Below are 18,446 nucleotides of genomic sequence, written 5' to 3'. Positions count from 1 at the left end.
AAGGATTCGATGGACCTACAACGTACTGGCCGGGACGATGAGGAGCATGACCGCTCGTGACCGTCTCTTCGCCGTCGTGGTGGCCGTGGTCTGGGGACTGAACTTCCCCGCGACGGCACTCGCGCTCGAGCACTTCCCGCCGTTCCTGCTCGCAGCGCTGCGGTTCACGATCCTGGCGGTCCCGACGCTGCTGTTCGTGCCGCGGCCGCGGATCCCGTTCGGGCGACTGCTGCTCGTCGGCCTCGGGCTCGGCGTGCTGCAGTTCTCGTTCCTGTACCTGAGCATGGCGTCCGGCATGCCGTCGGGGCTGGCCTCGCTCGTCCTGCAGGCCTCCGCGCCCTTCACTGTGGTGCTGGCGGGGGTGTTCCTGCGCGAGCGGCTCACCGGCCGGCAGGTCGTCGGGGTCACCGTCGCCGTGGCCGCCCTCGCCGCGATCGCCCTGCACCGTTCCCAGACCGCCGCGCTGCTGCCCGTCGTGCTCGCGCTGTGCGGTGCGCTCGGGTGGGCGATCGGCAACGTCGCGACCCGGCGGGCGGGCGCCGCGAACCCGCTGCACCTGACCCTGTGGTGGTCGGTCGTGCCACCCGTGCCGATGGCCGTGCTGTCGCTCGTGGTCGAGGGACCGGACCGCATCGGGGCCGCACTCGGCACGGCGTTCACGCCGGCGGCGCTGCCGGCCGACCTCGGCCTGCTCTACATCGTGGTCGTCGCGACCCTGGTGGGCTACGGCATCTGGTCGCGGCTGCTGGCGACCTACCCCTCGAGCACGGTCGCGCCGTTCTCGATGCTCGTGCCGGTGGTCGGGGTGCTCGCGTCGTGGGCGGCCTTCGGCGAGGTGCCCGACCTGGTCGAGGTGCTCGCCGGCGCGGTCGTCGTGGCCGCCGTGCTGTGGTCGTCGCGTCCGGCGCGGGACCGCGGGCCGCGACCGGGCCGGAACCCGGCGCCGCAACCGGCACCGACACCAGCTCCGGTCGACGGGGTCCCGGTGCCGGTGCTCAGCCCCGGTGCTGGCGGCGCTCCGCGATGATCCCGGCGAGCGCCCCACGCAGGTGCGGGTACCGGAACTCGTAGCCCGCCTCGGTCAACCGGGTCGGCACCACCCACCGGCTCTTCAGCACGAGTTCGGTCTCGGTGCGGATCGCGAACGACCCGAGTTCGAGCATCCACCGCCAGGTCGGTACCCCGAACCGGCGTCCGACGGCGTCGCGGATGGTCGCCATCACGGTGCGGTTGTCGGACGGGTTCGGGCTCGAGAGGTTCACCGGCCCCTCGATCTCCGGGTGGTCGCGGAGGAACCGGATCGACCCGAGGACATCGGCGATGTGCACCCAGCTGAAGCGCTGCCGACCGTGCGTGGGCCGGTGGTGGTGGTACGTGCCGGCGCGGAGCCGGGAGCGCGTCGGCACCCACGGCCCGTCGTACTGCGGCCCGCCGAGGCCCGCCTGCGCGAGCCGGAGGAGCGGCAGCAGGGCGCTGCCGTCGCCGAACACGATCGCCATCCGGAGCGCCACACGACGGGTGCCGGGCAGGTCGGCGCCGAAGAAGGCGTCCTCCCACGCGCGGGCCACGGAGACCGAGAACCCCTCGCCGATCTCGCCCGTCGTCTCGTCCTGCGGGCGGTCGTCGGCGTGCCGGTAGATCGTCGCGGTCGAGGCGTTCATCCACAGCGGCGTCGGGTGCTCCGACGTCCGGATGGCCTCGGCGAGCTCGAGCGTGGTGTCCACCCGTGAGCGCATGATCTCGGCACGGTTGCGTCGGCCGTAGCGGCAGTTGACGCTCTTGCCCGCCATGTTCACGACCATGGCGGCACCGTCGACGAGTTCCCGGATGCGCAGGGTGTTGCCCCACACCGCGTCGCCGGTCCGGCCGATGGTGACGACCCGGTAGCCCTCTGCCGCGAAGGCGTCCCGCAGGTACCGCCCCACGAAGCCGCTCGCTCCCGCGATCACGACGCGGCCCTTCTCGTCGTTCATCTCATCCCCGTTCTGTGTCCGGCGCGATCTCGTACCGGAACGCCCCCTCGTACCGGTACAGCGTGCCGACCACCGGCGCGGTGAGCACCAGGGACACGCGCTGCAGGTCGGCTTCGTCATCGAATCGTTCCGTGAGCGTCACACGCGGGCTCAGGGCGGCCGGGAGGCGCAGATCGCGTCCCAGCGCACGGAACGTCACGCGCGTGGAGACCAGGCGTAGGGCGCCCGCGTCCGGACCGGTGTCGTCGACCTGCGCCCGCAGACGCGCGCTGACGCGCCCGCGGCGACCGAGGTGGTCGACCAGGCCGTCGGGTTCGGCGGTGATGGCGTCCACCATCGTGCGGGCTCCCGAGCGGAACCGGAAGGTGCGGTGCGCGCGGACGGCGGGGCGGGCCTCCAGGCCGGTGCCGGGTCCACGACGGACGCGAGCCGGGCGGTTCTCGACGGTGAAGGGCACGTCCCGTTCCCACACCGGGAACATGACGGCGTCGCGCGCGAACCACGCGAGGACCGGCCAGACCCACCGGCGCGGGGTGCCGACCACGGTGAAGACGCCCTCGCCGCGACCGACGTGTCCGGGCGGGACGGCAGCGAAGTAGGTCCGGAGCCGGGGGTGCAGCCGGGCCAGCACCTCGGGTGGTGTGGACAGCTCGTAGGGCGACCGGCTCACGCTGACGATCCTGGCATGTCGTCAGTGCGGATCCCTACGATGTCGCACATGGGACACGACCACGGGCACGGCGTCGGGCACGCCTCGGAGCGCGCCCTGCTCATCGCGTTCTGCATCTCGGCGGGCATCCTGCTCGCCGAGGTCGTGGGTGCCGTGGTCACGGGTTCGCTCGCACTGCTCGTCGACGCCGGGCACATGGTCGTCGACACCGGCGGACTCGGCATCGGACTCGTCGCGACGCGGCTCGCCCGCCGGTCGCCGACCGCACAGCGCACCTGGGGCTTCCAGCGGGCCGAGGTCCTCGGGGCCACCGCGCAGGCCGCGATCCTGCTCGCCGTCGGCGTCTACGTGATCATCTCGGCGGTCCAGCGGCTCGTCGTGCCGGAGGAGATCCACTCCGGGCCGCTGCTCGTCTTCGGCATCGTCGGACTCGTCGGCAACCTGGTGGCCTACGCGGTGCTGCTCCGGGCCTCGGGCGAGGGCTTCACCTCGCGTGCCGCCCGGCTCGAGGTCCTCAACGACACCCTCGGGTCGGTGGCCGTCATCATCGCCGCGGTCGTGCTCATGCTGACCGGGTGGGAGCGGGCGGACTCCGTCGCCGCGATCCTGATCGGCCTGCTCATCCTGCCGCGGGCGATCCGGCTGCTGCGCGAGACCGCGAACGTGCTGCTCGAGTCGACGCCGCCGGGGCTCGACCTCGACGACGTGCGGGGCCACATCCTCGAGCTCGACCACGTCATCGCCGTGCACGACCTGCACGCGACGCTCGTGGCGACCGGGGTGCCGAACCTGACCGCGCACGTGGTCGTCGACGACCACTGCTTCTCGACGGCGCACGCCCCGGCGATCCTCGACGAGCTGCAGCGGTGCGTGGCGGAGCACTTCGACGTGCCGGTGGAGCACTCGACGTTCCAGTTGGAGCCGGCGTCGCACCGGCGGCACGAGTACGAGGTGCACGCGTAGGGTCGCGCGCTCAGCGTGTGTGCGTCTCGGCGTCTCGGCGCTTGGGCGTGTGGGCTTGTGGGCGTGTGGGCGTGTGGGCGTCTGGACGCTGCGGCGGTGGGGGACGACGCGGAACGACGAGGTCGACGTCGTACGACGACGACATCGTCGCTTCGTGCAGACGCGGACTGTTGCGTGGCGGTGGTTGCGACAGCGTCGATGTCGTACGACGACGGCGGTGTCGTTCGACGTCAGTGGGCAGCGTGGTCGGTCGCAGAACGGGTGGACAGCGCCGGCGTCAGCAGTCGTCGGTGCGCGTGGGGTACGCCGTGATCACCCGGTCGGTGGTGGCCGAGACGATCACCTTGACGAAGGGCTCGTCGTCGGGGCGTGAACCGTCGTCGAACCGGACGGGTGCGGCGTAGCAGACCTTGCCGTCGCCGGCGTCGAGCGGGAACCCGGGGCGTGGGTCCTCGAGGGCCGTCTGCACCGCCGTGAGCATGGCGTCGTCCCAGTCGCGCGAGCCGTGCCCGGAGACGACGTCCTGCCAGTCGGCGGTGTGCCGCACCCGGATGTGCTCGTAGCCCTGGGCAGCGGTGCCGCACTGCAGGGTGACGCGGCCCAGGGCCTCGGTCTCGTACTGCGCGACGGCCGCCTGGGTCGTCGTGTCGCACCGGCCGAGCGCCGTGCTGCCAGGCATGTCCGGCCCGGTGCGGGTGATCGTGACGGTGCCGTCGCCGGCGGCGGTCGGCGCGTCGGCCGGGGTCTGTGAGGCCGAGCCGGCGCCGATGGTCGGGTCGTCCGCACCCTGCCGTGCCGTCAGGAACAGCCCGCCGGCGAGGAGACCGGCGGCGACCACGGCCGCGATCCCCGTGATCACGGGACGGTTGCGGTTCCGGGGCACGCACCCAGTATGCCGGGAGTGCGTCCGCACGACGGAACCGGGTTCCGGACACGGCACCGCGCGATCGCGTGGTCCGGTGTCCGGAACCCGGTTCCGGGAGGCGACGGGCGGACGCCAGGCCCGTGGCGCGTCAGGCGCGCGCGGCCAGCCGGGTGCCGGCGACGACGGCCAGGACGGTGACGAGCACGACGTACCCGATCAGGACGGGGAGCGTCGGGATCACCAGCAGCGCCGCCCCGACGGCCACGACCGGCACGGTGAGCCCGGCGTAGGCGATGAGGAACGTGGCAGCGAGCACGCCACCCCGACGCTCCGGGCCGACCAGTGCTGCGGCACTGCCGATCGCGGCGCGGAACAGCAGGCCGACCCCGGCGCCCGCGACGACCCCGCCGCCGATGAACCCGGCGACCTGCAGCAGGACCGCGGCGGCGGCCAGGGCGACCAGCCCGACGACCAGCAGCACCATGCCGAGCCGGATCTGCGCACGCTGCGACAGCCGGGCGAAGACGATCTGCGAGAGCGCGCTCGCGGCGAAGACCCCGAAGGTCGTGGCCCCGGCGGCCAGGCGGTCGGTGACGTGGAAGGTGGTGCCGAGGAAGCTCGGCGCGACCGACGTGAAGAGGCCCTGTACGGCGAGTGCCGCGAACGCTGCTGCACCGGCTGCCCAGAACGCAGCTCCCTGGCCCTCGGGAGCCCGCATGCGCTGCGGGTGGTAGGCCACGGGCTGCTCGAAGCGGTCGACCGTCTCCGGTGCGGCCAGCACGAGCACGAACGCGATGGCCAGCGCGATCACGAACACCACGTACGGGACCATGAGCGGCTGCCCGACGAACTCGGCGAGCGCTCCACCGACCAGGGCGCCGAGCGACAGCCCGCCGAGGTTCACCGCCCCGGCGGCGACGCTCGCCCCCTTCGCGGAGTCGCTCGACCCGGTCGCACGGACCCGGAGCTCACCGAGGTGCGCCGTCGCGGTCGCCGTCAGCGTCCCGACACCGAGGCCGGTCACGAGCCGGGCGACGATGAGGCCGGTGACGTCGTTCCAGAGCAGGAACAGCACGGCGGCGACCAGCTCGAGGGCGATGGACACCAGGATGAGCGGGCGCCGCCCGTGCACGTCGCTCAGGTGTCCCGCCAGGTACAGCGACCCGACGACCCCGACCCCGTACGCCGCGAAGATCACGGTCGTGGTGAAGGTCGGGAACCCGTCGCGGGCCTGGTAGATGACGTAGAGGGGCGCGGGGACGGTCGCGAAGGCCATCACCGCGAGGAACGCGAAGGCGACGACCCAGAAGCCGAAACCGTGGCGCCGACGGGTGTGGACACGGCGTCCGCGCGGGGCGACGACACGGTCGCTCGCGGATGCGGGAGCGGCGGTGGTGGCGGGGACGGTGCCCGTCGGGGTGTCGGTGACGGTTGACATGCTCCGATGATCGCGCTCGGCGTGCATCGAGTCCAACGGATGCGCTTGATGTGCACGATCGATCTGTTCGATACTCGGACGATGGAGACCCGACTGCTCGAACAGTTCGTCACCGTCGCCGCCGAGGGCAGCGTCACCCGGGCGGCCGAACGACTCTGAGCCGCGCAGTCCACGGTGTCCGCAGGCATCGCCTCACTCGAGCGCAGCTTCGGGGTGCGGCTCTTCGACCGCACCGGCCGACAGCTCGTCCTGACCCCGGCCGGCGAGGACCTGCTCCCCCACGCCCGCGCGGTGCTCGAGTCCCTCAACCGGATGCGCGACCTGGCCACCGCCGACGACGCCGACCTGCGGGGGCGGGTGCGGCTCGGCATCTTCACGAGCATGGACATCGTCGACCTGACGGGCGTGCTGCAGCGGTTCCGACGGCAGCACCCGCTCGTCGCGGTGGAGCTGATGACCTCGCCGTCGGGGACGACCGGGCTCGTGCAGGACCTGGTCGCCGGGCGGCTCGACATCGCCTACACGGGCCTGCCCACCGTGCCCGCCGGCGTCGTCGTGGAGCCGTTGCGGGAGATGCCGTTCCGGGTGTTCACCGCGTCGGACCACCCGCTCGCCGGCCGGTCGTCGGTGTCGCTCACCGAACTCGCCGATGAACCCTTCGTCGACACGGCGCACGGGTTCGGCAACCGGATCATCCTCGACGGGGCACTCGAGCGGCTCGGCATCCGGCGGCGCATCGTCGCGGAGATGAACGACATGCCCGCCGTGATCCGGTTCGCCTCGGCCGGGCTCGGCGTCGGGGTCGTACCGGACTCAGGGGTGCGGTACGACGGTGCGGTGCTCGACCTGGAGGACGAGGTCGACCCGCTCCGCATCGGTCTGGCGGTCCGGACGTCCCCGGAACCGAGCCGTGCGGTCCGGACGCTGGCGCGCGACATCGTGGCGGCGCGGGTGGGGTGACGCGGGGCGTGGTCGGTGTGCTCCGTGAGCAGGAACGGTCGCGTCACGGTGCGCGAGGCGACCGTTCCTGCTCACGATCTGACCACCGACGGACTGGAGGCACGGGTCGGGTCCGCCCCGTGCCTCCGGGCCGTCAGTCCCCCCAGATCTCCCCGATGACGGCGTTCAGCAAACCGTTCGTCGGGAAGCCGATTTGGTCGACGACGACGTAGCTGTCGCCGCGGACGTACAGGGTGTACGCCTTGGCGGCGCCGTCGTCGAGGGTCGCTCCGAGCTGGCACAGCGTGCCGTCCGGTCGCTCCGTGCAGGTGCCGCCAGCCTCGTCGCCGAACGAGTCGATCTGGTACTGGACGTGCTCGGCGCTCGCGGTGTGGATCGAGACGGACAGGAACGAGCTGTCCGCATCCGGCTTCTGCCACACGCAGCTGATCGACGCCGAGACGACGTCCACGGTGTCGGGGTCTTGGGTGTCCTTCTCGGTCACGGACGCATCTCCGAACAACCGCGAGTACTCCGACGCGGGCACGATCGAGCGGCAGCTCGTGGGGATCGTGGCGACGGTGTTGCGCGGGGTCGGGGTGGGCTTCGGGATCGGGGCGCCCGTGATCGGCGCGGAGCTCGGCGTCGTCGCGGACGGCGACGGCTCGGGATGCTGGGTCTGGGTGGGAGCGGCGACCGGGTCGGCGTTCTGCTGCGACAGGGTCAGCGCGACGGCACCGGTCGCGGTGCCGAGTGCCAGCAGGGCGACGACGCCGACCACGATGCCCGAGCGACCACGACGTCGCTTCGGGCGGGGCGTGGCGCGTTCGAGGACGTTCTGCTTCATCGAGACGAGCATGCGCTGCAGCTCGTCTCCCTGGGGAGGTTCAGTGTTCATCGTGCATCACCGCCTTCTTGAGTCGACGTCGGTTGCGGGAGACCCGCGGGGTGACCGCGCCGACCGTGAGCCCGAGGAGCTCCGCGGCTTCGGCGTAGGAGTACCCCTCGAGGAGGCAGAGCTCGCAGATGCGGCGGTCGAGGTCGGGGAGCGCGGCGATCTCGGCACGGACCCAGCGCAGGGTCTCGCGTGCCTCGTCCTGGTCGGCGGGCGAGGCGAGGTGCTCCGGGAGTTCGTCCGCGCGACGACGGGCCTGCTTGCGGCCGGTGTTGAAGGCGTGGTTGCGGCAGACGACGAGCAGCCACGGCAGCACGGTGTCCGCCGGCAGCTCGAGGGTCGCCGCCCGCTGCCAGAGCGTGAGGAACGCGTCCTGCACGATCTCCTCGACGTCGGAGCGGTTGTCCACGAGTGCCCAGGCGTAGCGGGTGAGGGTGGCGGCGTACCGGTCGAACGCTCGTGCGAACGCTCCGGTGTCCCCCTGTGCCATCGCACGGACGAGTCCTTCGTCCGTGTCGGTGCCGGTCGTCACGTCCACATCCCACCTCCTTCACCCAGAGGTGTCGGCAGGACCCGCGATCCTGACAGGACCGTTCCTGATTCGTGACCTCGGGCGTGTCCGGCGTCAGGACGCGGTCGCCGCTGGGTCAGCCGTCAGCCTTCAGTGGAAGTCGTCGCCGTCGCCCTCGCCCGGCGTCTTGTGCCCGCCGAGCATGTCGTTGTCGTCCTGCTCGCTCGACGAGGCGAGCTGCAGCATCGCGAGCACGACGACGACCACGATGAACGCGACGCCGAGGAAGATCACGGCCAACTGCAGTTCCCGCGTCGAGAACAGCACGACGAGCCCGGTGAACACCGCGACGATCGCGGAGATCCCGAGGAGCTCGACCGGGCGCAGACGGTCACGACGGCTGGGGGTGGTCATGCGTGTGGTGCTCCGTCCGGGGCGACGGCCGGCGTGGCCGTGCCCCACTTGTGCGAGAGGCCGGCGATCACGTGGAAGACGGCCGTGATGGCGAGGTACGCGCCGAGCAGGCCGACGAGCACGATCGAGGCGTCGAGGGTGCCGGTGACCTGCTCCACGCCACCGAGCTGCTGGGAGTAGTCGGGCGGCGTGACGAGGAAGGCGACCGCGAGCAGCAGCGTGAGGCCGCCGATCGTGGTCCAGTCGCGAGCGAAGGGTGAGCGACGCCGGGCACGGAGCCCCTGCGACAGCTCGAGGGCCCCGGTCAGCACCGCGAACGCGACGATGACCGTGATGAAGGCCGGCAGCCCGAACCCGTTGCACGCGAACGCGGCGACCGCGGCGAGCAGGGTGATGACGGCCTGCAGCAGGGTCGTGCGACGCGAACGGCCGTCGAGGGGCAGTCGGGAGATCCCGGCGAACAGGAGCACGAGGCCCTCGACCAGGGCGAAGCCGCCGAACAGCACGAGACCGTAGCCCGCGGCGTGGTTGGTCGAGAAGGTGATGACCATCGCGACGACCGCTGCGGGGACCGCCCGGAGGATCGGGATCGGCCAGTACCGCGCGCGCTGGGTCGCGTCTTCCACGGTGGTGGCGTCGTCCACGGTGTCGGACACGAGACCTCTTTCGGGCATGCGGATCGTGGATCCGATCCTACCGCCGGTGGGGTGAACGCCCGACCGGGGGCGTCTCCACCCCCTGTGGACGTGCACACCCGCGCGCCGGGACGGCACCGCGTCCGGTGCCGTCCCGGCGGCGTTCAGGGCTGCTGCGGGTCGTCGGTCGGCGCGTTCCGGCGGGCACGACGTCGGGCGAGCCACCAGCACACGGACCCGACGGCGGCGGCCAGGGCGGCGAGCGCGGCGGCGAGGCCGACCCCTTCGGCACCGGTGTAGGCGAGGGCTCCCACGGGCGCGGCGGCGCCGTGGTCAGCTGCCGGAGCACCCGCACGCCCGTCGTCAGCACCCGCCCCGGGGCCGTCGCCGTCGCCGGGGCCGCCGCCACCGGATCCGTCCCCGTCGTCCGGTGCCGGACCAGTCGTCGGCGCAGGGCTCGGCGCCGGTCCGTCCTCGTCCGGGTCGACGACGATAGCCACACCGGTGGACGGGTCGCCCCCGTCCGGGTCGGTCGGCGAGGTCGCGGTCGCCACGTTCACCACGTCGGATCCGTCCCCCCGGTAGCCCGGATCGAGCACGGCGCGGATCCGGAAGGCCCGGGTCTCCCCCACGTCGAGCGAGGCGTCGGATCGGCACGTCACGCGCTGCCCCTCGGCGGTGCACCCGTCGTCCGAACCGGCGAAGCGCATGGCCTCGGGCAGCTCGTCGACGGCCCCGACGTGCTCCGCGACCGCCGGACCCCGGTTCCGTGCGGTCACGAGGTACTCGACCTCGTCTCCGGGTGCGACGGTCGACGGTGACACCGACTTGTCCGTCTCCACGTGCGCGACGGCCGCCGGTGCCGTCGCGGTCGTGCTCGCCCGCGAGACGTTGTCCGTCTCGTTCGTGTCAGACAACGACGCAGGCGTGGCGATCGTCGCGACGCTCTCCAGGCTCCCCTCGGTGCCCGTGGCGACCCGCCCCTCGATGGTCACCACGGCCGAACCGTCGCGGGGCAGGGACAGGTCGGTCGCCACGTCACCGCTCCCCGTCGCGGTCGCGCAGGCGGAGCCCGCTGCCGCGGTGCACGTCCAGGTGACGTCCTCGATGCCGTCCGGCACGTCGACGTGCAACGGGCTCGGATCGGCGGCGTTCGGGCCGGGGTTCCGAGCCGTGACGTCGTAGCGGACGGGGTCGCCGGCCGTGACGGTCGCGGGCAGGTCGTGCTCGACCGACAGGTCCGCCGGCTTCCACACCTGCAGCGCGTCGACCTCGTGCTTGTCGACGTGGCTGCCGGTGGCCGCGGCGAACCCGAGGCGGAGCGTGCTCGGCAGCGGGGCCTGTCCGTCGCCGTGCAGCGGCACCGAGTCCAGTACCGTCCGCAGGGCCTCGCCGGCCTGGATCCGGACCGTCACGGCGAGGCCGCCGTCGGCCTCGGGCAGCAGGGTGACGCGGACCTTCCGCGGTGTGGCTCCGTCGGTCACCGTGCCGCCGGGGGCCGCGACGCCGGCGACGTACCGGTAGCCCTCGGTCCCGTCGCCCGAGCCGCGGACGACGACGTGGTCGGCCTGGGCACCGGGACCGGAGTCGTTGATGCGCGACGAGAAGTTGCCGTAGTGGTCGATCGCGACGGCGGCGAACCCACCGGGGACCCCGGGCAGGTCGCACGGGCGTCCACCGCCCTCGGTCACGGTGCTGCGGCAGGCGTACCCGAGGCCGGCGCCGTACGAGCCGACACCCTGTGGTGCGGCCCCGTCGGCCAGGTACAGCAGCAGGCCGTCGGCCCCGGGGTCGTCCTTCGCGGTGTACATGGCGTAGGTGAACTCGATCTCGAGCCCGGTGTCGGAGGGGAACGTGTCGTTCGTCGACCAGGCCCCGGCCTGGTTCCGGACGTCGTCGGTGAGTCGCAGGCGACCGTCGGACACCGCGGCGTCACCCTGCAGGGTGCCGCCGGACGCACTGGAGAACTCGTTGACGTAGGGGAAGTCGAGCGCAGCGGCGCTCGACCCGGACGGGAGCACGGCGGGCGCCGCGAGCACGCCGAGCGCGGTCAGCGCGGCGCCGACCGCAGCGAGGCGGCGGACGACCCGCGGCCGGAGTGGTCGTGGACCGGATGCTGGAGCAGTGGGATCTGTCATGCCCCGATGCTCGCGATCGGGAGGTCACCCCCGGGCGGCGGCGAGACGATCTGTGGAACGCCACCACGGGCCTCCGGGCTGTGGAGGAAGAACCTGTCCGCTCAGGCCAACCACACCGTCGTCTCGCCGGGCAGCACACCGGGCGAGACCTCGTCGAGCGGTCCCGACGCGACGACCACGGTGCCGGCGGGCAACGGCACCGGCTGCGTGCCGAAGTTCGTGAACGACCGCCAGCCGTCGTGCCGGGCGAACGCCACGACCTCGGAGCCGGACTCCAGCCACGTCAGCGCCTCCCCCTGCTGCAGCCGACGTCGTGCGGCCAGCGCCCGGCGGTACAGCGACAGGGTCGACCCGGGATCGCCGTCCTCGGCCTCGACCGAGGACTCCCCGAAGTCCTGCGGCTGCGGCAGGTGGGGTGCGACGTCCCCGAAGCCGAACGACGGCCCGGAGCGCGTCCACGGGATCGGCACGCGGCAGCCGTCCCGGCCCTTCACGGTGTGCCCGGTGCGGAGCCACTTCGGGTCCTGCAGCAGGTCGCGCGGGATCGCGGCGGCCTCGTGCAGCCCGAGCTCCTCGCCCTGGTAGACGTACGACGACCCCGGCAGCGCCAGCATCAGCAGCGTCGCCGCGCGTGCCCGACGGAGCCCCCGTGCACGGTCGAGCTCCGGCGTCGTGCCGTCCGTCATGAGCCAGGCGTCGGTGTCGGTGCCGTCCGGCAGGCCGTACCGGGTGGGGTGCCGCACGACGTCGTGGTTCGAGAGCACCCAGGTGCTCGAGGCACCGGACTGCTCCGAGGCGGCCAGGTTCCGCTCGATGATCCGACGGAACACATCGGGCTCGAACGGAGCCTCGAGCAGGTCGAAGTTGAAGGCCTGCCCGAGCTCCGTCGGCCGGGCGTACAGGACGCGGCGGGGTGCCGGGGCCCAGGCCTCGGCGACCGCGGCACGGGGCGGGTCGTACTCGTCGAGCACCCGGCGCCAGGTGGCGAAGATCTCGTGCACCTCGTCGCGGTCGTACAGCGGGTCGGAGCCGTCGAGCGGCAGGTCCTGCTCGTTCGACGGCCGGTACGGGGTCGACAGGTCCTTCGCCAGACCGTGCGCGACGTCCACGCGGAACCCGTCGACACCGCGGTCGGACCAGAAGCGCAGCGTGTCCTCGAAGTCGGCGCGGACCTCGGGGTTCGACCAGTCCAGGTCCGGCTGTTCGGGGGCGAACAGGTGCAGGTACCACTGCCCGTCCGGAACCCGGGTCCACGCGCTGCCGCCGAAGTTCGACACCCAGTCGCTCGGCGGCAGTTCCCCGGAGTCGCCGGACCCCTCGCGGAACACGTACCGCGCCCGCTCGGCCGACCCCGGCGAGGACGCCAGTGCGGCCCGGAACCACTCGTGCTGGTCCGAGGTGTGGTTCGGCACGATGTCGACGATGACCTTGAGGTCGTGCTCGTGGGCGGCCCGGACCAGGGCGTCGAGGTCGTCGAGGGACCCGAGCTTCGGGTCGACGGCACGGTAGTCGGCGACGTCGTACCCCCCGTCGGCGAGCGGCGACGGGAAGAACGGGGAGAGCCACAGCGCGTCGACACCGAGCGACGCCAGGTACGGCACCCGGCTCGTGATGCCCGCGACGTCACCGAGCCCGTCGCCGTCGGTGTCGGCGAAGCTGCGTGGGTAGACCTGGTAGACGACGGCATCGCGCCACCAGGTCGGGTCGGTGGTTCGTGGCGTGCTGGCCGGGGTCCGAAGCGTGGTCACGTCGCCACCGTACCCAGGGGGCTGGGAATAGCGCCCCGTACGATCGCATTGGTTGTCGCTGACACCTTTCCGTCCAGCAACAGCATCCCGCAGCAGAAGGAGCTCCATGACGAACGTCCTCGTCCTCGTCGGCAGCCTGCGCGCCGACTCCATCAACCGCAAGCTCGCCGAGGCCGCCGCGCACCACGCGCCGGAGGGCATCGAGCTGCACACCTTCGACGGCATCGTCGACCTGCCGTTCTACAACGAGGACATCGACGGCGACACCCCGCCCGCCGCTGCCGTCGCCTTCCGCGACGCCGTCGCCACCGCGGATGCCGTCCTGCTGATCACCCCCGAGTACAACGGCACCATCCCCGCCGTCCTGAAGAACGCGCTCGACTGGGGTTCGCGTCCGTTCGGCGCCTCGCCGCTGTCCGGCAAGCCCCTCGCCGTGATCGGCTCGGCGTTCGGCCAGTACGGCGGCGTCTGGGCGCACGACGACGCCCGCAAGGCCGCCGGCATCGCCGGTGCGAAGGTCCTGGAGGACGTCAAGGTCGCCATCCCGCAGTCGGTCGTCCGCTTCGCGGAGACCCACCCGCGTGAGGACGCCGAGGTCACGACGCTCGTGCAGGGCGCGCTCACCGCGCTCGCCGAGGCCGCAGCCGGCACGGACGAGCCGGCAGCCGCGTAACGCGACGAACCATCGGACACCAGGCCCGTGGCGACCCCGCCACGGGCCTCCTGTCCGTCCGGTGCGGACGCAACGGTCGTTGCGAACGCATCGGACGTGGCGGACGCACCGGTCGTGGCGGAACCCGGGAGTCCGCTCGACGACCGAGATACGAGACGGGTTACCCTGAACGCCATGTCGACGCAGGAGATCACCGAGGCGTCCGGGTACTGGTTCCCGGACGACGACGCGACCCAACGCGGGGTCGCGGTGCTCAACGCCCTGCGCCGGTACCGATCCGCCGAGACGGCCATGCGCCGCCGGACCCGCGACTCGATGGGCATGGGCGAGACCGACCTGCTCGCCGTGCGCTTCCTGCTGCAGGCGCAGCGCTCCGGCACCGCCGTGAGCCCGAAGGACCTCGCCGCGTACCTCAAGATCTCGTCGGCCTCGACGACGATCCTCATCGACCGCCTGGTCAAGTCGAACCACGTGCGCCGAGACCCGCACCCCACCGACCGACGGGCGCTCGTCATCACGCCGACGACCGAGACCGACGACGAGGTCCGCGCCACGCTCGGCGTGATGCACCGCCGGATGATGTCGATCGCCGAGGGACTCCCCGCGTCCGAGGCCCGGATCGTCGCCGGCTTCCTGGAGCAGATGCGCGAGGCCGTCGACCAGGTCGACCCCGCGCCGTCGCACTGAGCGGCACCGCGCCGGACGCCCCCGGGGGACGCTGCCTCCGAGCGCACTGAGAGCGTGCACTGGGGCACCGCGTAGACCGGAACGGTCACACCGACGCGAAAGGAGCCACAACCATGCACGCTTCGGACAAGATGGCCAAGAACCTCCAGGCGGTCCTCGTGGACCTCATCGACCTGCACCTGCAGGGCAAGCAGGCCCACTGGAACATCCTCGGCACCAACTTCCGCGACCTCCACCTGCAGCTCGACGAGATCGTCGACGCGGCTCGTGAGTTCGCCGACGACACCGCCGAGCGCATGCGCGCGCTGTACCTCGTGCCGGACGGCCGCTCGGCGACCGTCTCCGCGGGCAGCCACCTCGACGCGTTCCCCTCGGGCGAGATCACCACGCACGACGCCATCGACCAGGTCACGCTCCGGCTGTACCAGGCGACCGGCACCATGCGCGACGTCCACGACGAGGTCGACGAGGAAGACCCGACGACCGCGGACCTGCTCCACGGCTTCATCGAGCGCCTCGAGCAGCTCGCGTGGATGGTCTCCGCCGAGAACCGCGCGCCCAGCACCCCGCTGGCCTCCGCCACCACGCCCGCCGTCGCCGACGCGTCGGCGCACGCGTAGGGGCCCGGGTGGACCTCGGTATCCAGGGCAAGACCGCACTCGTCTTCGGCGGCGACTCCGGCATCGGCTGGAACACGGCGCGCATCCTCCTGGCAGAGGGTGCGACCGTGGTCGTCACCGACATCGACCAGAGCCGTCTGGACACCAGTGCGGACCAGCTCGAGGCACCGCTCGGCAAGCTCCACGCCTTCGCCGCCGACGTCCGGAGCGCCGAGAGCCTCGCCGCCCTGCACGACAAGGTGCGCGAGGCCGTCGGCGAGATCGACATCCTGGTGCAGTCCTCGGGCGTCACCGGCGCCCAGGGCATGTTCCACGAGATCGACGAGGCCGGATGGGCGGAGACGATCGACATCGACCTGATGGGGCCGGTGCGGATCACCCGCGAGTTCATCGGCGACCTGCGCCAGGGCGGCTGGGGACGCATCGTCTACCTGGTGTCCGAGGACGCCTCGCAGCCGTACGACGACGAACTGCCCTACTGCGCCGCCAAGGCCGGTGTGCTCTCGTTCGCGAAGGGCCTGTCGCGCTCCTACGCCTCCGAGGGCCTGCTGGTGAACACGGTCTCCCCCGCGTTCATCCACACGCCGATGACCGACGCGATGATGGACAAGCGGGCCAAGCAGCGCGGGACCTCGTTCGACGAGGCCATCGGCAGCTTCCTCGAAGAAGAGCGGCCGTACATGGAGCTCAAGCGCCGCGGCGAGCCGGAAGAGGTCGCGAACGTCGTGGCCTTCCTGTGCTCCGACCTGGCCAGCTTCGTGAACGGCGCCAATTACCGGGTCGACTCCGGCTCGGTCGCCACGATCTGATCGTGGCGCCACAGCACCGCCAGGAGGCGTCATGACCGACTTCCGCTACCTCATCGTCGGCGGCGGGATGGTCGCCGACGCCGCTGCCCGCGGCATCCGCGAGCTCGACACCGACGGGTCGATCGGGATCCTCAGCGAGGACGTCGACCGGCCCTACGCACGGCCCGCGCTGTCGAAGAAGCTCTGGACCGACCCGGACTTCAGCTGGGACGACAAGGTCGACCTGCACACCGAGGAGACCGGGGCGCAGTTCGTCCTGGGCACCACGGTGACGGCGATCGACCGTGCCGCGAAGACCGTCACGACGGCCGACGGCGCGACCCACGGGTACGAGCGGCTCCTGCTCGCGACCGGAGGGAAGCCACGCGGGCTGCCGGGGCTGTCCCCGTCGGCACGCGTGCTCGACTACCGCAGCGCGTCGGACTACCGCCGGCTGCGCGAACTCGCGGATGCCGGAGCACACGTCGCCGTCGTCGGCGGCGGGTACATCGGCCAGGAGATCACGGCGGGCATCGTGCAGAACGGTGCGCGCGTCACGCTGGTCGACCCGGACGAGGTCGTCGGCGGACGGATGTTCCCCGAGGACCTGGCACGGGCGTTCCAGCAGCGCTTCGTCGACCACGGTGTGGAGCTCCGCACCGGCCGCCGGGTGTCCGAGGGCACCGAGACGGCGGACGGCGTGCGGCTGACGCTCGACGACGGCTCCGTGGTCGAGGCCGACGCGGTCGTCGCCGGACTCGGCATCGAGCCCGCGACGCAGCTCGCCGCCGACGCCGGACTCACCGTCCGCGACGGCATCGTGGTGACCTCGACACTGCTCACCGACGACGACTCCGTGTTCGCCGCCGGTGACGTCGCCGAGTACCCGGACCGCATCCTCGGCACCCGCCGGGTGGAGCACGTCGACAACGCCCAGCAGCAGGGTCGGCAGGCCGGCCGCAACCTGGCCGACGCCGACGAGACCTACGACCACACGCCGATGTTCTACTCCGACGTCTTCGACATGGGGTATGAGGCGGTGGGGCAGGTCAGCGCGAAGCTCCGCACGGTCGAGGACTGGCAGGACTTTACCGTGACCGGCGTCGTCTACTACCTGGACGACGACGACACGGTCCGGGGCGTGCTGCTCTGGAACGTGTGGGACAAGACCGACGAGGCACGCAAGGTCCTCGCCGAGGCGAACGCGCTGACGCCCGACATGCTGCCGGGACGCATCACGCCCTGACCGCTCGCCCGTCGCTGTGGTCGCGACGGCCTGGAGGCCCGGTGCCGGTCCATCGGACCGGCACCGGGCCTCCAGGCGGTCGCCCGCAGATCGCGACGCGCGCTGGTGCGACGGTGTGCTGCTGCGACGGTGCTGGCTACTTCGACTCCGGCGCGACTTCGTCGACGACCGCCCGGCGATCCGCCGGGTCGACCGGCAGGTCGTCGCCGTCCGCCATCGCGACGGCGTGCGCGGACTTGGCCGCCTCGAGTGTCTCGTCGTCGTTCCGGGCCATCCCGAACAGCTCGATGAAGCGCGACTTGACCAGCAACCAGGCGTCCCCCGGGCTGAGCCGCGCCAGGTCCGACGACGTCGAGTCGTCGCGCACCCGCTGCAGCGACGACACTCCCCGGTCGGGGATCCGGTGGTCGACGTGCGCCACCGCGAGCCGCGCGACCGCGTCGGCCTGTGCGTGCATGACCGAGTGTGCGCCGTCGACGACCTCACGGAGGACCGCGTACGGGAACACCCGCGCCAGCCGGCGGACCCAGTCCCGCGGCACCATCGCGTCGTGCTCACCGCGGACGATCAGGGTGCGGGCCTGCACGTGGGCGGCGCGCTCCTCGATCGGGAACGCGATCATCCGTGGCAGGACCTTCCGGAACCAGTGCCACCCGCACAGCGCGTACGCCGTGATGCCGTGCCAGCGGACCGCGGCGGGCTCGTGCAGCGTCGACCGGAGGAACCGGAACGCCGACTGCCGCACCGTGCGCGCCGACGAGTCGACCACCGGGCTGATGAGCACGAGGTCGGAGATCCCCGGACGGCGGGCGGCGACCTCGGTGACGACCTGCGTGCCCATCGAGTGCCCGACCAGGACCGGGTCCTGAAGCCCGAGGTCGTCGATGACCCGCTCGACCGCGTCGGCGTAGCGCTCGATCGAGACCTTCCCACGGAACCGCGGGACGCCGGCGAACCCCGGCAGGTCGAGCGCGTGCACCGGACCGTTCTCGTTGAGGTGCGGGGCGAGCCGCTCGTAGTAGGTCGACGCGATGCCCAGGCCCGCGACCAGCACGAAGGCCCGCTCGCCGGGTTCACCGATCGAGCTCACCCGGACGTACGTGCCGTCGACCGCGACCCGGTCCACCTGCACCGTGACGTCGGCGTCCTCGGCCTGGGCGAGCTCGCCGGCCGGGTCCGGCCGGGGTGCCTGGCGTTCGTCGTCCACGTGGGTCTCCTCCGGTCGGGCGGTCGCCCAGGATAC

At 72.2% G+C, this 18,446-nt stretch carries 20 protein-coding genes; 9 read left to right on the top strand and 11 right to left on the bottom strand.

Translation table 11 applies throughout. The features are described 5' to 3' along the window. Positions 1-46 precede the first annotated feature (46 nt). On the top strand, positions 47-1,027 hold the full coding sequence (locus ORG17_RS01810) for an EamA family transporter (protein ID WP_214526823.1): 981 nt from the start codon (positions 47-49) through the stop codon (positions 1,025-1,027). On the opposite strand, the gene ORG17_RS01805 is transcribed toward ORG17_RS01810, so the two are convergent. After that, the gene (locus tag ORG17_RS01805; protein ID WP_214526824.1) at positions 996-1,973 is read right to left on the bottom strand and encodes an epimerase; all 978 of its coding nucleotides are present in this window, start codon (positions 1,971-1,973) and stop codon (positions 996-998) included. The genes ORG17_RS01810 and ORG17_RS01805 overlap by 32 nt on opposite strands. A 1-nt stretch (position 1,974) precedes the next feature. Beyond that, on the bottom strand, positions 1,975-2,643 hold the full coding sequence (locus ORG17_RS01800; protein WP_051596594.1) for a DUF4166 domain-containing protein: 669 nt from the start codon (positions 2,641-2,643) through the stop codon (positions 1,975-1,977). A 48-nt stretch (positions 2,644-2,691) separates the two neighbouring features. Here ORG17_RS01800 and ORG17_RS01795 point away from each other — a divergent pair, with 48 nt between their 5' ends. Next, on the top strand, positions 2,692-3,606 hold the full coding sequence (locus ORG17_RS01795; RefSeq protein WP_083404300.1) for a cation diffusion facilitator family transporter: 915 nt from the start codon (positions 2,692-2,694) through the stop codon (positions 3,604-3,606). Positions 3,607-3,883: 277 nt separating this feature from the next. On the opposite strand, the gene ORG17_RS01790 is transcribed toward ORG17_RS01795, so the two are convergent. Further along, a complete protein-coding gene (locus ORG17_RS01790) occupies positions 3,884-4,489 on the bottom strand; it encodes a hypothetical protein (RefSeq protein ID WP_214524288.1) in 606 nt (201 codons plus the stop codon). A gap of 130 nt (positions 4,490-4,619) precedes the next feature. Further along, positions 4,620-5,909, bottom strand: coding sequence for an MFS transporter (locus ORG17_RS01785; protein ID WP_214526825.1), 1,290 nt, complete (start codon positions 5,907-5,909; stop codon positions 4,620-4,622). 6 nt (positions 5,910-5,915) lie between these two features. Between ORG17_RS01785 and ORG17_RS01780 the strand changes: the two genes are divergently transcribed. Further along, positions 5,916-6,068, top strand: coding sequence for a LysR family transcriptional regulator (locus tag ORG17_RS01780; RefSeq protein WP_214526826.1), 153 nt, complete (start codon positions 5,916-5,918; stop codon positions 6,066-6,068). Positions 6,069-6,083: 15 nt separating this feature from the next. Next, positions 6,084-6,869, top strand: a complete 786-nt coding sequence (locus ORG17_RS01775) for a LysR family transcriptional regulator (RefSeq protein WP_214526827.1) — start codon at positions 6,084-6,086, stop codon at positions 6,867-6,869. A gap of 133 nt (positions 6,870-7,002) precedes the next feature. Here the strand turns inward: ORG17_RS01775 and ORG17_RS01770 are convergent, their stop codons facing one another. The 6 genes from ORG17_RS01770 to ORG17_RS01745 all read right to left on the bottom strand — a co-directional run bounded on the left by ORG17_RS01770 (position 7,003) and on the right by ORG17_RS01745 (position 13,189). Further along, positions 7,003-7,746 carry a superantigen-like protein SSL4 gene (locus ORG17_RS01770; protein ID WP_214526828.1) on the bottom strand — a complete coding sequence of 248 codons (744 nt, stop codon included), beginning with the start codon at positions 7,744-7,746 and terminating at the stop codon, positions 7,003-7,005. After that, the gene (locus tag ORG17_RS01765) at positions 7,736-8,275 is read right to left on the bottom strand and encodes an RNA polymerase sigma factor (RefSeq protein WP_214526829.1); all 540 of its coding nucleotides are present in this window, start codon (positions 8,273-8,275) and stop codon (positions 7,736-7,738) included. Before ORG17_RS01765 ends, ORG17_RS01770 begins: the two co-directional genes overlap by 11 nt. 129 nt (positions 8,276-8,404) lie before the next feature. Beyond that, positions 8,405-8,668 carry a hypothetical protein gene (locus tag ORG17_RS01760; protein ID WP_027464979.1) on the bottom strand — a complete coding sequence of 88 codons (264 nt, stop codon included), beginning with the start codon at positions 8,666-8,668 and terminating at the stop codon, positions 8,405-8,407. Continuing rightward, positions 8,665-9,324, bottom strand: a complete 660-nt coding sequence (locus ORG17_RS01755; RefSeq protein WP_051596596.1) for a DUF308 domain-containing protein — start codon at positions 9,322-9,324, stop codon at positions 8,665-8,667. Before ORG17_RS01755 ends, ORG17_RS01760 begins: the two co-directional genes overlap by 4 nt. 143 nt (positions 9,325-9,467) lie before the next feature. Next, positions 9,468-11,441, bottom strand: coding sequence for a lectin-like domain-containing protein (locus ORG17_RS01750; RefSeq protein WP_214526830.1), 1,974 nt, complete (start codon positions 11,439-11,441; stop codon positions 9,468-9,470). Between the two features lie 101 nt (positions 11,442-11,542). Continuing rightward, positions 11,543-13,189, bottom strand: coding sequence for a glycoside hydrolase family 13 protein (locus ORG17_RS01745; protein ID WP_214526831.1), 1,647 nt, complete (start codon positions 13,187-13,189; stop codon positions 11,543-11,545). Positions 13,190-13,295: 106 nt separating this feature from the next. On the opposite strand from ORG17_RS01745, the gene ORG17_RS01740 reads away from it, so the two are divergent. The 5 genes from ORG17_RS01740 (at position 13,296) to ORG17_RS01720 (ending at position 17,203) form a co-directional block, all read left to right on the top strand. Then, positions 13,296-13,862 carry an NADPH-dependent FMN reductase gene (locus ORG17_RS01740; protein ID WP_214526832.1) on the top strand — a complete coding sequence of 189 codons (567 nt, stop codon included), beginning with the start codon at positions 13,296-13,298 and terminating at the stop codon, positions 13,860-13,862. Positions 13,863-14,036: 174 nt separating this feature from the next. Next, entirely contained in the window at positions 14,037-14,549 is a 513-nt protein-coding gene (locus ORG17_RS01735) for a MarR family winged helix-turn-helix transcriptional regulator (protein WP_027464983.1), read from the top strand. A 113-nt stretch (positions 14,550-14,662) separates the two neighbouring features. Next, the gene (locus tag ORG17_RS01730; protein WP_017886495.1) at positions 14,663-15,169 is read left to right on the top strand and encodes a Dps family protein; all 507 of its coding nucleotides are present in this window, start codon (positions 14,663-14,665) and stop codon (positions 15,167-15,169) included. 8 nt (positions 15,170-15,177) lie between these two features. Then, the gene (locus ORG17_RS01725; RefSeq protein ID WP_071246288.1) at positions 15,178-15,978 is read left to right on the top strand and encodes an SDR family NAD(P)-dependent oxidoreductase; all 801 of its coding nucleotides are present in this window, start codon (positions 15,178-15,180) and stop codon (positions 15,976-15,978) included. Positions 15,979-16,009: 31 nt separating this feature from the next. Next, the gene (locus ORG17_RS01720; protein WP_214526833.1) at positions 16,010-17,203 is read left to right on the top strand and encodes an NAD(P)/FAD-dependent oxidoreductase; all 1,194 of its coding nucleotides are present in this window, start codon (positions 16,010-16,012) and stop codon (positions 17,201-17,203) included. Between the two features lie 136 nt (positions 17,204-17,339). Here the strand turns inward: ORG17_RS01720 and ORG17_RS01715 are convergent, their stop codons facing one another. Then, positions 17,340-18,410: an alpha/beta fold hydrolase gene (locus tag ORG17_RS01715; protein ID WP_111094317.1), complete on the bottom strand. Its 1,071-nt coding sequence runs from the start codon at positions 18,408-18,410 to the stop codon at positions 17,340-17,342. Between the last annotated feature and the right edge of the window lie 36 nt (positions 18,411-18,446).

The sequence above is a fragment of the Curtobacterium flaccumfaciens pv. betae genome (genome assembly GCF_026241855.1).
Classification (GTDB): domain Bacteria; phylum Actinomycetota; class Actinomycetes; order Actinomycetales; family Microbacteriaceae; genus Curtobacterium; species Curtobacterium flaccumfaciens.
This window is presented reverse-complemented; position numbering and strand designations above follow the sequence as displayed.

Coding starts and splice junctions, on each gene's coding strand:
- ORG17_RS01805 (WP_214526824.1), bottom strand. CDS start 1,973: ATGAACGACGAGAAGGGCCGCGTCGTGATCGCGGGAGCGAGCGGCTTC.
- ORG17_RS01735 (WP_027464983.1), top strand. CDS start 14,037: ATGTCGACGCAGGAGATCACCGAGGCGTCCGGGTACTGGTTCCCGGAC.
- ORG17_RS01750 (WP_214526830.1), bottom strand. CDS start 11,441: ATGACAGATCCCACTGCTCCAGCATCCGGTCCACGACCACTCCGGCCG.
- ORG17_RS01720 (WP_214526833.1), top strand. CDS start 16,010: ATGACCGACTTCCGCTACCTCATCGTCGGCGGCGGGATGGTCGCCGAC.
- ORG17_RS01740 (WP_214526832.1), top strand. CDS start 13,296: ATGACGAACGTCCTCGTCCTCGTCGGCAGCCTGCGCGCCGACTCCATC.
- ORG17_RS01730 (WP_017886495.1), top strand. CDS start 14,663: ATGCACGCTTCGGACAAGATGGCCAAGAACCTCCAGGCGGTCCTCGTG.
- ORG17_RS01810 (WP_214526823.1), top strand. CDS start 47: ATGACCGCTCGTGACCGTCTCTTCGCCGTCGTGGTGGCCGTGGTCTGG.
- ORG17_RS01795 (WP_083404300.1), top strand. CDS start 2,692: ATGGGACACGACCACGGGCACGGCGTCGGGCACGCCTCGGAGCGCGCC.
- ORG17_RS01770 (WP_214526828.1), bottom strand. CDS start 7,746: ATGAACACTGAACCTCCCCAGGGAGACGAGCTGCAGCGCATGCTCGTC.
- ORG17_RS01785 (WP_214526825.1), bottom strand. CDS start 5,909: ATGTCAACCGTCACCGACACCCCGACGGGCACCGTCCCCGCCACCACC.
- ORG17_RS01780 (WP_214526826.1), top strand. CDS start 5,916: ATGATCGCGCTCGGCGTGCATCGAGTCCAACGGATGCGCTTGATGTGC.
- ORG17_RS01760 (WP_027464979.1), bottom strand. CDS start 8,668: ATGACCACCCCCAGCCGTCGTGACCGTCTGCGCCCGGTCGAGCTCCTC.